General features: G+C 64.2%; 9 protein-coding genes. 3 read left to right on the top strand and 6 right to left on the bottom strand.

Translation table 11 applies throughout. The features are described from left to right. The first annotated feature begins 79 nt into the window (after positions 1-79). A complete protein-coding gene (locus AC0QSG_RS08890) occupies positions 80-1,324 on the top strand; it encodes a multidrug effflux MFS transporter (protein ID WP_475375108.1) in 1,245 nt (414 codons plus the stop codon). Positions 1,325-1,370: 46 nt separating this feature from the next. On the opposite strand, the gene AC0QSG_RS08895 is transcribed toward AC0QSG_RS08890, so the two are convergent. From AC0QSG_RS08895 to AC0QSG_RS08905, 3 genes are all read right to left on the bottom strand, one after another. Continuing rightward, positions 1,371-1,553: a PspC domain-containing protein gene (locus AC0QSG_RS08895; protein ID WP_475375109.1), complete on the bottom strand. Its 183-nt coding sequence runs from the start codon at positions 1,551-1,553 to the stop codon at positions 1,371-1,373. A gap of 122 nt (positions 1,554-1,675) precedes the next feature. Further along, positions 1,676-2,452 (bottom strand): SDR family NAD(P)-dependent oxidoreductase, encoded by a 777-nt coding sequence (locus AC0QSG_RS08900; RefSeq protein WP_435727309.1) that lies wholly within the window; start codon positions 2,450-2,452, stop codon positions 1,676-1,678. Position 2,453: 1 nt separating this feature from the next. Next, the gene (locus tag AC0QSG_RS08905) at positions 2,454-3,209 is read right to left on the bottom strand and encodes a FadR/GntR family transcriptional regulator (protein ID WP_475375110.1); all 756 of its coding nucleotides are present in this window, start codon (positions 3,207-3,209) and stop codon (positions 2,454-2,456) included. 169 nt (positions 3,210-3,378) lie between these two features. Between AC0QSG_RS08905 and AC0QSG_RS08910 the strand changes: the two genes are divergently transcribed. Continuing rightward, positions 3,379-4,902 carry a GntP family permease gene (locus AC0QSG_RS08910; protein WP_475375111.1) on the top strand — a complete coding sequence of 508 codons (1,524 nt, stop codon included), beginning with the start codon at positions 3,379-3,381 and terminating at the stop codon, positions 4,900-4,902. A 176-nt stretch (positions 4,903-5,078) separates the two neighbouring features. Next, on the top strand, positions 5,079-7,508 hold the full coding sequence (locus AC0QSG_RS08915) for a DUF4143 domain-containing protein (RefSeq protein ID WP_475375112.1): 2,430 nt from the start codon (positions 5,079-5,081) through the stop codon (positions 7,506-7,508). A gap of 12 nt (positions 7,509-7,520) precedes the next feature. Here AC0QSG_RS08915 and AC0QSG_RS08920 read toward each other — a convergent pair whose 3' ends face one another. Genes AC0QSG_RS08920 through AC0QSG_RS08930 form a run of 3 tightly spaced genes read right to left on the bottom strand, consistent with a single transcriptional unit; the run spans position 7,521 to position 13,110 of the window. Then, positions 7,521-10,619 (bottom strand): type I restriction endonuclease subunit R, encoded by a 3,099-nt coding sequence (locus AC0QSG_RS08920; RefSeq protein ID WP_475375113.1) that lies wholly within the window; start codon positions 10,617-10,619, stop codon positions 7,521-7,523. A 2-nt stretch (positions 10,620-10,621) separates the two neighbouring features. Further along, positions 10,622-11,950 (bottom strand): restriction endonuclease subunit S, encoded by a 1,329-nt coding sequence (locus tag AC0QSG_RS08925; protein WP_475375114.1) that lies wholly within the window; start codon positions 11,948-11,950, stop codon positions 10,622-10,624. Next, positions 11,947-13,110 (bottom strand): HsdM family class I SAM-dependent methyltransferase, encoded by a 1,164-nt coding sequence (locus AC0QSG_RS08930; RefSeq protein ID WP_475375115.1) that lies wholly within the window; start codon positions 13,108-13,110, stop codon positions 11,947-11,949. The genes AC0QSG_RS08925 and AC0QSG_RS08930 overlap by 4 nt, the downstream gene beginning before the upstream one ends. Positions 13,111-13,245: the final 135 nt, after the last annotated feature.

Here is a 13,245-nt window from a genome sequence, read left to right on the forward strand (position 1 = left end):
CCGGTTCGTGCACGCTAGCCTGTCTACCCCTCGCGAGGAAAACCGTGGCGCCGGTTGGGCGTTCGGTAGGGTTGCCGGTGTGACCGACGCCCCGTCTTCGTCCGCCCGCCCCCGCTATGTTCCCGGCATCAAGTACATCCTCATGCTCGGAGCGCTGGCGGCCTTGCCGGCCGTGACCACGGACATGTACCTGCCCTCGCTGCCAGCGGTCGCCGACGACCTGCGGGCCAGCCAGGCGGCGGTCCAGTTCACGCTCTCGGCCCTCCTGATCGGCGGTGGTGTGGGGCAGCTGGTGATCGGCCCGTTCTCCGACCGGTTCGGCCGCCGTCTTCCCCTGCTCATCGGGATCACCATGCACGTGGTGCTGTCCGTGCTGTGTTCGCTGGCGCCCGATATCGCCACGCTCATCGGCCTGCGCCTCGCGCAGGGGTTCTTCAACGCCGCCGCGGCCGTCGTCGCCATCGCGGTGATCCGCGACCGCTTCGTGGGATCGGATGCCGCACGCCTGCTCTCCCGGTTGATGCTGGTGGTCGGCGTCGCACCGCTGTTCGCCCCGACCGTGGGGCATGCCATCGCCGGGCTGTGGCACTGGCGCGCCGTCTTCGTGGCGCTGGCCCTGATCGGCTTCGCCCTCCTGGTGGTCGTCTGGCGGTTCATGCCGGAGACGCTGACCGCTCAGCGCCGCCGCCCCGGCCGTCCCGGCCATGTCGCGGGCGCCTACTGGCAGCTGCTGCGGGATCGCCGGTTCATGGCGCTGGCGGTCATCCCCGGCCTCGGCATGGGCGTGATCATGAGCTACGTGGTGGGATCGCCGTTCGTGCTGCAGGACGAGTACGGTCTCACCCAGGGTCAATTCGCCCTGGTGTTCGCCCTGAACGGGGTGGCGATCGTCGCCTCGGCCCAGGTCAACGCGTCCCTGGTGCGCCGCGTGGCTCCCGCCCGCATCCTCCGTGCGGCGGTCCTCGCCCAAGTCCTGTTCGCCGTGTTGCTGGTGGGGGTGGTCGCCACGGGCTTCGGGGGCCTGTTCGGGCTCCTGGTCGGGCTCTGGCTGATGCTCGGGATGCAGGGCATGATTCCCGCCAACGCGTCCGTGGTGGCGTTGAACAACTACGGGCACATGGCCGGAACGGCCGCCGCCGTCATCGGCGCGCTCCAGTTCGGCGTCGCGGGCGTGATCAGCCCGCTGGTCGGCGTCCTGGGCGGCACGGCCCTCTCCATGGCCTCGGTCATGCTGGGCGCCGTGATCGTCACGCTCCTCGTGCTCCTCACGGCCACGTCCGCATTCCGGAAGGGCGGCTGGACCACGTTGGACGCGCCCGGCTGATCGCGGAAACCACCGTCATTGGCCACCCCATCAAGGCCCGGGGCGGTCATCCGTCCCTGGGCAGGATGATCCACAGGACGATGTAGACCAGTTCCCCCACGCCCACCAGCCCGAAGATGACGAAGCCGATGCGCACCAGCCACTTGGGCAAGCCGAATCCACCGGCCAGAGCCGCGCAGACTCCAGCGATCATCTTGCCGCTGCGGGGACGAGTTAGTTTGCCAGTCATGTGGGAACCCTACGGCGGCAAGGGGTCCAATGGAATGCCTGGAGCCGAACGCAGGTGACACCGCACCCACGCGGCTCGGCGTGCGACGGCGTCTCGTGCCGGACAGCCGGCCGGCGCCGCCCCTAGGAAATCTGCAGGCCGCCGTTGATGTCGTAGGTCGCCGCCGTAATGAATCCCGCGTCCTCGCCCACAAGGAACGCGAGCAGCGCCGCCATCTCCTGCACGGTGCCCACCCGTCCCACGAGGATGTCCTTGGACATCTCCCGCTTCCGCTCCTCGCTGAGCGTGCCGCCCATGATGTCCGTGTCCACCGGACCCGGCGCAATGCAGTTCACGGTGATGTTGTGCTCGCCCATCTCACGGGCGAGCGCCCGGGTGAAGCCGATGATTCCGGCCTTGGAGGCGCTGTAGGCCACCTTGGAGTAGGTACCGCCTCCGCGCTGGGCCGAGATCGAGGAGATGCTGACCACGCGTCCCAGGCGGCGCTCGATCATGCCGCCAAGCACGCGCTGGGTCACGAGGAAGGTGCCGGTCATGTTGATCGCGAAGACACGCTCCCAGCGCTCCTTGGTCTCGCTCATGAACTCGGTGGGCGAGCTGATGCCGGCGATGTTCGCGAGCGCGACGACGGGCGGCAGCTCCGCCTCGACGCGTCCGACCGCGGTGTCCACCGAGTCCTCGTCGGAGACGTCCACGCTCAGTCCGAGCGCCGGAACGCCGTGGTCCTTGGCGATCTCCTCGGCCGCTTGGGCGGCGGCGTCGCCGTCGATATCGAGGATGGCCACCGCCCAGCCCTGGCTGGCGAGCAGCTCGGCGGTGGCCCGCCCAATGCCGCGGCGGGAGGCGGCTCCCGTCAGAATGGCGGTGCGTTCGGTCGGGAACGGTGCGTGCTGCGTCATGTCAGTTCTCTCCTGGTGTTGGGTTGCGTTCGGGGCGGCGCGGCGGGGGCGCCGACGCCTCGGGGGCGATGAATCTCTCGTAGTCGTCGTAGGTCTGCCGGATATGGGCCTCCATGGCCAGCCGGGCCGTCCCGGGATCGCCGGTGGCGATGGCGTCCCGCACCTTTTTGTGGTGTTCGATCGCGTGTCGCTGCACCTCGGGAAAGGCGGAGGTCTCCCGGCGCGTGGCGTAGAGCAGTTGCCCCAGCTGTCCCAGAAGCGCGGGGACAAACGGGTTCGCCGACGCCCGGAAGACGGCGTCGTGAAAGGCCAGGTCAGCCAGCGTCACCGCGTCCAGGTCCCCCACCGCGTGCGCGCGCTCGAGGGCGACGATGGCCTCGTCCATGGCCGAGAGGTCGGCGTCCGTGGCATTCCGGGCCGCGAACTCGGCCGCGCCAGTCTCCACCATGCCGCGCACGTCCAGAAGCCTCAGCGCGACCTGTTGGATTCCGACGCCCCGGGACGCCGCACGGAGGACCGCTTCCATGCCCGTCCAACGTTCCGGAGGGTTCACGTACGTCCCCATGCCCCGGCGGACGGTGACGATGTTCTGCGCCTGCAGGCTCTTCAGCGCCTCCCGCACCGTCAGCCGGCTGACGTCGGCCTCCCGCGCCAGCTCCGCCTCGGCGGGAAGCGCGTCGCCGGGGGCGAACTCGCCGGCGAGCACCCGTTCGAGGAGGTCCTCGACCACGCGGGCGGCGAGCGTCTTTCGATTCATCCCTGCCTCCAGGCTGCCGGTCTCTTGTCAGACGTCTTATCTCTGGTAGTGTGACCGGCGTCACTTGGTGATGTCAACTCCGTCCGGTTCGGATGGGCGGACACCGACCACGCCGAGTAGCGCCGGGCTCGTCCGCCCGGCACCTGTCCGTCACAAGGAGCACATCACCGTGGATCTACAATTACTTCTGGCCCTGGTCCTGGGCATCGCGACCATCGTCGTGCTCGTGCTGCGCACGCGCCTCGACGCCTTCGTTGCCCTGCTCATCGCCTCGCTCGTCACCGGCCTCGTCGCCGGCCAGTCCGCGCTGGACATCGTCGGCGCCATCACCACCGGGTTCGGCAACACCCTCGGTTCCATCGGCATCGTCATCGGCCTGGGCGTGGCCATCGGCAAGATCCTGGAGGTTTCCGGAGCGGCCAACGCCCTGGCCATGGCCTTCCTCCGCCTCTTCGGCAAGGGACGCGAGCCCTGGGCCATGGCCAGCGTCGGCTCACTGGTCTCCATCCCCGTCTTCTGCGATTCGGGCTACGTCATCATGAACCCGCTGGCGCGCTCGATCGCCCGCGTCAAGCGCGCCGGATACGTCACCCTGGCCCTGGCCCTGGGCGCCGGCATGACGCTGACGCACCACCTCGTGCCCCCGACTCCCGGCCCGCTGGCCGTGACCGGCCTGCTCGGCGCCGACCTCGGCGCGGTCATCCTCACGGGCCTCGCCTTCACCGTGGTCCTCCTGCCCGTCGTCGTCATGTACGCCAAGTGGATGGGCCCCAAGCTCGAGTCCTCCGTGACTGCCCCCGTCCGTGAGGCCGTCTACGGCGAAGCCGCCTTGGTCGGCACGGCCGACGGCGCGCGCGGCGCCTCCGCCACCTCCGTCGTCGAGTCGGACGGCGTCGACAAGGCCCGCGAGACCGTCCCCGGGGATTCCTCCGCCCAGTCGAACCTGCCCGAGGCCCCGGAGCTGGACCTGGGCACGCCGCCGGCCGGCGCCAAGCCGCACCGCGTGGGCGCGTTCCTCGCCTCGCTGCCGCTCGTCGTGCCGCTGCTGCTGATCGTGGTCAACACCGTCACCGGCGCCATCGACCAGAACGCCCAGGGCGTGATCGGTGGCGAGTACACGCCGTCGGACTGGGTGGTTCCGTTCGCGTTCGTCGGCAACCCGGTGGTGGCGTTGACCATCGGCGTCCTGCTGGCCGTCTACGTGCTCCTGCCGCGCTGGACGCCGAGGACCAAGGTGCAGAACTGGTTCGCCGACGCCGCGTCCTCCGCGGGACTGATCCTGCTCATCACCGGTGCCGGCGGCGCGCTCGGCCAGGTGCTGCGCACCTCGGGGGTCGGCGACGCGCTCGCCGAGGCCGTCGCGGCGACGGCGCTGCCCGCGTTCCTGGTGCCGTTCCTGGTCGCCACCCTGGTTCGCCTGGCCCAGGGTTCCGGTACGGTCGCCATGATCACCGCCGCCTCCGTGACCGCCCCGCTGGTGCCCGCACTGGGGATCTCCCCGCTGGTCGCCGTCCTGGCCTGCACCGCCGGCTCCATGGTCCTGAGCTACTTCAACGACTCCTACTTCTGGGTCGTCACCCGGTTCACCGGGCTGGAGGGAACGGCCGCGCTGCGCGGGTGGTCCGGGATTACGACGGCGGTGTGGGTCGGCTCGATCCCGTTGCTGTTCATCCTGAACCTCATCGTCGGTTGACCGAGGGCGGCTGCCCCCTGCCGGGGCAGCCGCCATGGCGGGCTTGACCACGTAGAACCGGCCCGGCAAAGCGGCATGGGCACTCCTCATGTGAACCGCACGCAACGGTCATAGTGGACGATGCCTTTCATCATGCTATGTAGAATCTTTTACCCGTGCAATGTAGAATCTACATCATGCAGGTCCAACGCTTCATCCAGCCCACCCTCGTCGAATACATGGCGACTACCCCCGTGGTCATAGTCGAGGGTGCGCGCGCCGTCGGTAAGACATGGCTACTCAGGGAACTCCGAAACGCGCATCATATCGCTGCCAGCTTCACCCTCACGGAGCCTACTCAATTAGCCGCCGCCACCGACAACCCGCTGGCTTGGCTTCGGAGCCTGCCCAAACCCTTCGCCATCGACGAGGCCCAATTGTTGCCGGAACTCCCCCTGGCGCTCAAAGCACTTCTCGATGAGACAGATGAAGCTGTGCAATGTGTCTTGACGGGTTCGGCGGCCATCGGTCGGACAGGCCTCGGTGGTACAGACCCGCTAGCCCGTCGATCAGCACGGTTGACCCTAGAACCACTGACTGAAGCTGAACTCGCGGCTACGGGACTGCGCCCTTGGTCCGTCATTGACCTCCTCTTCGACGGAAGCCCGACCATCGGCCAAACCGTGCCCATGCCCCTCGACTGGGAAGAGCAAGTAGTTCGCGGCGGACTGCCTCGCTATCGAATCATGAATGCGCACCGGCCACTCCGCGCTCTGCATCGCCAGATAGAACAAGACATCCGCGCGGTCCTCACCGAGGATGTGCTACCCGGGGAGAGGAACGATTCACGCATCGCCCACGACGTTCTAACCCATCTCCTCATGCATCCGGGGGGTGAGTTGAATACCACAGCCATTTCGAAGTCCATCGGAATCGACACCCGAACGGTCAATCGGTACATCGACATTCTGGAAAGGCGATTTCTGCTCGACGAAATCCCCAACTTCCATCGCCCTTCCAAGAAGTCCCCGCGTACCACCGCCAAGTGTTACCCGGCCGATTCCGCGCTTTCTGGTTCAGTGCTCCTAGGCACTGGCCGGACCATGACTGACGCAACGACGCGCGGCGGCATGATGGAAACCCACGTTGTGCAGCAAATCAAAGCTCACCTCGGCTGGTCCGAAACCGATGCGAATCTTACCCATTGGCGAGAAAGCAAGAACGGCCGCACAAATGAGGTTGACCTGGTCCTTGAGGACAATCAGGGACGTCTCGTTGCTATTGAGATCAAGGCCTCCGGCGCGATTTCCTCAAGCCACTTCAAGGGTATCCGTGCATTCAAGAACTACTACGGTGAGAGGTTCCATCGAGGATTCGTTATCGGTTCGGGGGAGGAAGCCGTTGCCTTCGACAAGGACCTCTGGGCCTTACCCCTGACCTCGCTGTCCAATGTCGATCTGTGGAACACCCCTGAAGATCCGGAACATACCTCAACAGAAGCCCCCAAATCAGCCATTGAGCTTCAGAAAGAAAACGACTTGCCGGCACTCGAAGAAGCACAGATATTTATCAGCTACAGCCACCAGGATCAGGAATCGAGCACTGGCGGGGACATCCGCCAGTTCGCCACCGACGTCGTTGACGCCCTCGATGGTCTTCACGGTCGAACCGTTAAACTTTTCCTCGATGTCAAAGACGTCGGGTGGGGCGAGAACCTTTGGTCAAGACTCGACCGCGAGCTACAAGCCTCGACCTTCTTGATGCCTTTCTTGTCGCCGCGTTACCTCAAAAGTGAAGGGTGCAGGAGGGAGTTCACGTCGTTCTCAGAAGCGGCACAACGCAACGGCTCGGAGCAACTTCTGTTGCCGTTGATTTGGATCACGCCGCCAGCACTTCGCGCGGAAACGTCGACGGATCCACTGGTCGAAAGGTTGAAGTCGACTTTGCACCTCGACGTGACGGCAGCCCGGCGTGCCGACCGTGGATCCGCGGAATACGCGAAGCTAGTGGAGACGGTAGCCGACCGACTCGAACAGGTCATCGCGGACCGAGAAACATTAGCCAGCTCCGTAACCGCTCCCGCCAGCACCCAACTGTCAGGTGGGGACCCAGAACCAGGGTTCGATGAATACTTGGCAGACGCGGAAGCGCTGTTACCGCAAGTTGAGGAAGCCCTGGAGACCTTCCTTCATGACTTCACGACTCTAGGCGAGGCGATTAAGGAGTCATTTGAAGGCCTACAAGTCAAAAGTCCCACACAACTGAGGGCCTCGATGGTTCGCGTGGGCAGCGACTTGGAACGACCCAATGAGAAATTGACGTCTAGTGCTCACGAGGCAACACGTGTATGGGATCAACTGTTGACGAATCTGAATCGCGGTTTTGGTCTCTACTCCGAGATGGACGCAAATGAAATGCCTCAGGACTTCGTCGAAACGCTTCAGTCTCTGTCCGACCAGCTCGAGTCCCTTGACTCCGCAGAACTTGAAGGCATCGCGCAGCAAATGCCTAAGATGTCCAGCAAGCTTGCGCCGACTTCCAAGGCACTCCTGTCAGCGGTTGGGACTCTAAGATCCATGGAAACTTCCATTCGGTCGTGGCTGACCGCCGTGGGGCAACAGAATTAGTGCGACCACCGGTCAGGCCACGTCCTCCCCACGAAACTTCTCGTACAGCCCCATCGTCCGCAGCACCTCGATGAGATCCGCGACCTTCTCCGAGGTCAGCACCCACTCGATCCCCTTGGAATGCTGCTCACCGGCCTCGATGATGGTGTCCTCCACCGTGCTGAGGATCCGCGGCGAGGAGTAGAAGTCCACCTTGCCGTTGACCTGTGCCTGACCGCGCAACGTCGGGTTCTCCAGCGCCTTATTCAGCACGGTTTCCATGACGGAAACCCCGTCCGCGTCTGACAAGCCGGAGCCCTCGAAGAACCCGTTGACCTGCTCGATGATCTCCGCCCACAGCGCCTTCTGGGGATCATGCGCCGTCCCGGTCCCGGCCTCGGTCAGAGGAGCCAGCGGCTCGGGGTCTCCCCCGCCCAGCGACAACTCGGCCTTCTGCTGCTTCTGCAGCTTGTAGTGGGTCATCGCGACGTCGGAGAGGTCGATGACTTCCCGGTCCTGGGCGTCCGGACCGATGACCCGGGCCAGCAGCTTGTAGAAGATAGACCGCTTCTCCAGATCCGTGTCCTGATAGTCGATGATCTGTGACAGGAAGTCGTAGGCGCGGATGAAGCTCCCCAGGTCCTTCCGGAACATGTCCAGCCCATCCTGCGCCGCCTTGTCACCGGCATCCACCGCCTGCCGGTAGCGCGTCCGGAACACCGAGCGCGCCGGCGCCACCGACGCGGTGAGTTCCCCATGGCTCGCCGACCCCATCCACACCTTCACCGCACGTTCGACGTCGCTGGAATCGTAGATCCCCGCGCCGTCGAGCTTGGTCTGGAGGTCGTGCACGATGTCCGGATCTGTGACCCCGGAGAGCTCCGCCTCCGTGTGGTACTGCCGGAACGCGGCCAGGATCTCCTCCGGGTCGTTGACGAAGTCCAGCACGTACGTCTGGTCCTTGCCCTCGGTCACGCGGTTCAGCCGGGACAGCGTCTGCACGGCGGAGATCCCGGAGAGCCTCTTGTCCACATACATGGCCACGAGCAGCGGCTGATCGAACCCGGTCTGGAACTTGTTGGCCACCAGCATGACCTGGAATTCATCGGTCGCGAACGCCTGCGGCAACTCGCGCCCCTTCAAACCCGGGTTCAGGGAGGTCTCGGTGAACGGCCCCGGCCCGGACTCCGGATCGCTTACTTCCCCGGAGAACGCGACCAGCGCGGCGAGGCCCTGGTAGCCCTTGTCCGCGATGTACTTGTCCATGGCGAGCTTGTACCGCACGGCCTCCTTCCGCGAGCCCGTGACCACCATGGCCTTCGCCCTTCCGGCTAGGTGGTGGCGGACGTTGGAGCGGAAGTGCTCGACGACGATCGCGACCTTCTGCGTGATGTTGTAGGGGTGCAGCCGCACCCACCGCATCAGCTCCTTGACGGCCTTCGACTTCTCGACGACGGCCCCGTCCTGGTCGTAGTCCACCCCGTTGTGCGCCAGCTTGAACGCGAGCTTGTACGGAGTGTAGTTCTTCAGCACGTCGAGGATGAACCCCTCCTCGATGGCCTGCTGCATGGAGTACACGTGGAACGGCCGCGGGATCCCGTCCGGTCCCGGGCGCCCGAAGAGCTCCAGCGTCTTCGCCTTGGGCGTGGCCGTGAAGGCGAAGAAGGAGATGTTCTTGCTTTCGGCCCGGTTGGTCATCTCGGTGGCGAGGACGTCCTCGGCGGTGACGACGACGTCGTCGTCCGCTTCCGCCTTGTCCTCGCCTGTGGACGTGAGGGCTTTCTTGAGGGTCTTAGCGGCGTCGCCGGACTGTGAGCTGTGGGCCTCGTCCGCGATGATCGCGTAGCTCCGCCCCGCGAGCCCGGCGTTCTTCTCGATCTCCTTCAGCGCGAACGGGAAGGTCTGCAGCGTGACGCCGATGATCTGCTTACCGGCAAGCAGCGCCTCGGACAGGGCCGCGGACTTGGAGCCGCCGCCGGAGGTGATGGCCTCGAACACGCCCTGGGTCTTCTCCAGCTGTTGCACCGCGGCGCGCAGCTGGCCGTCCAGGACCTTGCGGTCGCTGATGACGATCACCGTATCGAAGACCTTCTCCCCCGCCTCCGTGTGCAGGGCGTTGAGCCGGTGCGCCGTCCAGGCGATCGAGTTGGTCTTCCCGGACCCGGCCGAGTGCTGGATCAGGTACCGATGCCCCGGACCCTCGACGGCGGCGGTCTCGGCGAGCGCGTTGACCACTTCCCACTGCTGGAAGCGCGGGAAGAGCAGGGACTTGTCGACGGTTTTCTTGCCCGTGATCGGGTCGGCCTTCTTCTCCACGTGCAGGTGCATGAACTTGCCCAGGATGGTCAGCCAGGAATCGCGCTGGAGCACCCGCTCCCATAGGTAGCTGGTGGCCGAACCGTGCGGGTTGACCGGGTTGCCTTTGTGCCCGTCGTTGCCCATGTTGAACGGCAGGAAGCGGGTGGCGGCGCCCTGCAGGTGGGTGGTCATGAACGCCTCGCTGTTGGAGACGGCGAAGTGCACCAAAGCGCGGTGCCCGAAGGAGAGCAGCGGCTCGGCGCGGCGGGAGACCGGGTCCACGGGGTGGCGGGCGGTCTTGTACTGGTCGATGGCGTCCTGGACCGTCTGGGTGAAGTCCGTCTTCAGCTCCATGGTGGCCACCGGCAGCCCGTTGATGAAGAACACCAGATCCAGGCTGTTTTTGTTATCGCCCGAGTAAAACACCTGCCGCACCACGCGGAGCCGGACAGCCGAGTAGTCAGCCACGGTCTTGGGGTTCAGATTGTCGGCCGGCTTGAACTGGCACATGGAAAACGACGACGGCGTCACCTTAAATCCATTGCGCAACACGGCCAGGGTGCCGCCCCCGTTCTCCAGCGGCGCGTCAAGGACTTTGGTGAGACGGTCAAGGATGCGTTTGAAGGACTTCGCCTGGACCTCCGAAGAGTCAGTGGCATTGATGATCTTCCGAAATTGCTCCGGCTGGGTCTCCTCCAACCACGCCCGAACGTCATCCGGGTAGAGGGCGAGGGTCTTGTCGTAGCCCTTCTCGCCTGTGGTGTAGAGCCAACCGTGAGCGGCGAGGTATTCGCAAAGCTCGCGCTCGAACTCTTTTTCGTTGTAGATGGCCATAGCTATGCGGCCCCCTTCGCAGCCGGGTGATCCCGGACATCTATCTTCCCCGTCACCGCTGCCGAGATCAGGGCGGCGCGGCGTTCCTTCGAGAGTTCGATCGCTTCCTTGGCGTCGGCAATCGCGGCGTCAATCTGCGCTGTCTCGTGGTCGAGGTAGTCAGCACCTTCCTGCTGCTCCTGCACGGACGGTAGCGCGAAGCGAAAGTTCTTGACCAGGGTCGAATTGGTTGCTGCGAGGTTCGTTGTCTGCTTACCGGTCATGTGGAAGTAAGTCCGTGCTGGAACGGCGTCCAAGACGTAAACAAGAAAGCGGTTGAGCAGGTTCTGATGCACTCGAACCGCGAAAACGTGGTTCTGATGCAAACAAGGGCTCACGGGGGCATCCCAGATGCAACCGCGACCTAGTTTGTCTCGGTCGCCGCCTTCTGTCATGAGTACATCACCAAGTTGCAGTGTTGAGGCGCGGGCAACTTCGTCAGATACTCGAATTGTTTTCAGTTCCGTCAGGTCTACATATCCGACCTGGACGTTTGCAACGCGCAGGTAGGGAAGCTCAAGCGAGTCATCGTAAGTCTTTCCCAACGTGACACCGGTCTGTAGAGACGCAGCGGCCTTCAACGGCCTAACGTCCCAGCCTTCCGGGACCTCGCCGAGCCATTCGACGCCGCTGTCCTTCATTGGGACGTTCGGGTCGAGGCCCTTGGTAACGGCCTGGGTGATGGTGGCCGCGCGTCGCTCATTCAACAATCCGATGAGCTCCTGCTGATCCGCAATGAACGCATCGATCTCGGCCGTTTCGTGGTCGAGGAAGGAAGCAATCGCCCGCTGCTCTTCGAGCGGTGGAAACAACACAGGTAGCAATCGGTGCTGATCCGGGTCCAGATCCCACTGATTTGGCCGAACGCCTTTCGAGATGGCCGCGTAGAACTGGAAATAGGCCGGTGACCGCATCAGGTAGTGCATGAAACGTGCACTCAAACTCGTTTGTGGTTTGAAGACGAAATACGCCGGGCTAACTATGCCCGTATAGGTAGATACGGCGACTGAACCCTGCCACGCTTTCATCTTGTTTACGACCAGATCCCCGCGATCCACGAGTTGGTACTTCGCGAGGTCGTCCGAAGCCCGGTTGAAATTATCGTCACGGCTGGACTTCGGTATAACTCCGAAATCTCGATATACGGACAGCAGTTCCTCAGTCCCGCACCCTAAAATCTTGCTGCGGCGAAACAGGTTCCAGAGAGGGACACTCCTCCACTCGGCTGGGATATCTCCCAGCCACTCAATACCGCTGTCTTTATACTCCGTATAAACCTTCAGCTCTGTCATACGTGGACCTTTTCGAGGCGGGCGCGGATGCGGCCGAGGACGGCGTCGAGATCGGCGTCGATCTCCTCCAGGGACCGTGGCTCCTGATACTTGTAGAAATGCCGGGTGAAGGGAATTTCGTAGCCGACCCTGGTTTTGAGCTCGTCGATCCAGGCGTCGGGCGCGAACGGTTTCACTTCGCGGTCGAAGTACTCATGGATGTCCTCGTTGAGGGGCACGTTTTCGGTGTCGCGCAGGTCCGAGTCAGCTTCGACCCGGCCCTTGGCGTCAGTGCAGACGTCGGCGGCGTCGTCGCGCGCGGACAGGCCGATCGCCAGCGCCTTGTACTGTGTGGGAGTGAGCGACAGTCCGGCGTCGCGCACGGCTTTCCGCAGCTCAGCAGTGAAGTCCTCACGGTTGATCCAGACCCTGTCCTGGTCCATGGCGCCGAGGGCTTCCCGCAACCCGGCGACCTGTCCCTCCCCTAACTTGGCGACTGCCTTCACGGCGAGGGCTTCGCCGATCCGTTCCTCGGTGACGGCGAAGTTCAGACGCAGGGGCCGCTCGACTGTGATGGTCCTGTACCCGAAGTCCTGGTTCCGGAAGATCTTGCTGTAGCTGCCGTCGTCGTCGTAATTTCCATATAGCTTCACGATGCGGTCGATATCGCCCTGACCGAGCTGCTTGCGCTTGGAGCCGAGACTCTTGCGCATTTTCTCGAAGAAGCCGGTGCCGTCGATGAGCTGGACGGTGCCCTTGCGTTCGGCGGCCTTGCGGTTGGTGAGGACCCACACGTAGGTGGAGATGCCGGTGTTGTAGAACATGTCCGTGGGCAGCGCGATGATGGCCTCCAACAGATCGTGCTCCAGGACGTAACGGCGGATCTCCGACTCGCCGGAACCCGCGCCTCCTGTGAATAGGGGCGAGCCATTGAAGACAATCGCCGCGCGGCCGCCGCCCTCCTTCGCCGGGCGCATCTTCTTGATCAGGTGCAGCAGGAACAGCAGCGAACCGTCCGAGACGCGGGGCAGGCCGGGGCCGAAACGGCCCTCGTAGCCGAGTTCGCGGTGTTCCTTGTCGACGACGGACTGGGCCTTCTTCCAATCGACGCCGAAGGGCGGTTCCCTACATGGTTCGTATGTGTTGCAATCGCACTCTCCTACAGCCCACGCCTCCCTCACCACGTAACCACCAGCAGCGGTGAGCGATCCTTCTCTCAGTACTCAGATTCCCCACTATCCCTCCCTACCCACCCCGGGGCGCCGGGCCGAAAATTGACCCGTTTCGCGCCCCCTCGTCCTGTCCGTTTGGCGATC

The organism is Arthrobacter sp. LT660, assembly GCF_056172845.1.

Coding starts and splice junctions, on each gene's coding strand:
- AC0QSG_RS08895 (WP_475375109.1), bottom strand. CDS start 1,553: ATGACTGGCAAACTAACTCGTCCCCGCAGCGGCAAGATGATCGCTGGA.
- AC0QSG_RS08900 (WP_435727309.1), bottom strand. CDS start 2,452: ATGACGCAGCACGCACCGTTCCCGACCGAACGCACCGCCATTCTGACG.
- AC0QSG_RS08905 (WP_475375110.1), bottom strand. CDS start 3,209: ATGAATCGAAAGACGCTCGCCGCCCGCGTGGTCGAGGACCTCCTCGAA.
- AC0QSG_RS08915 (WP_475375112.1), top strand. CDS start 5,079: ATGCAGGTCCAACGCTTCATCCAGCCCACCCTCGTCGAATACATGGCG.
- AC0QSG_RS08920 (WP_475375113.1), bottom strand. CDS start 10,619: ATGGCCATCTACAACGAAAAAGAGTTCGAGCGCGAGCTTTGCGAATAC.
- AC0QSG_RS08925 (WP_475375114.1), bottom strand. CDS start 11,950: ATGACAGAGCTGAAGGTTTATACGGAGTATAAAGACAGCGGTATTGAG.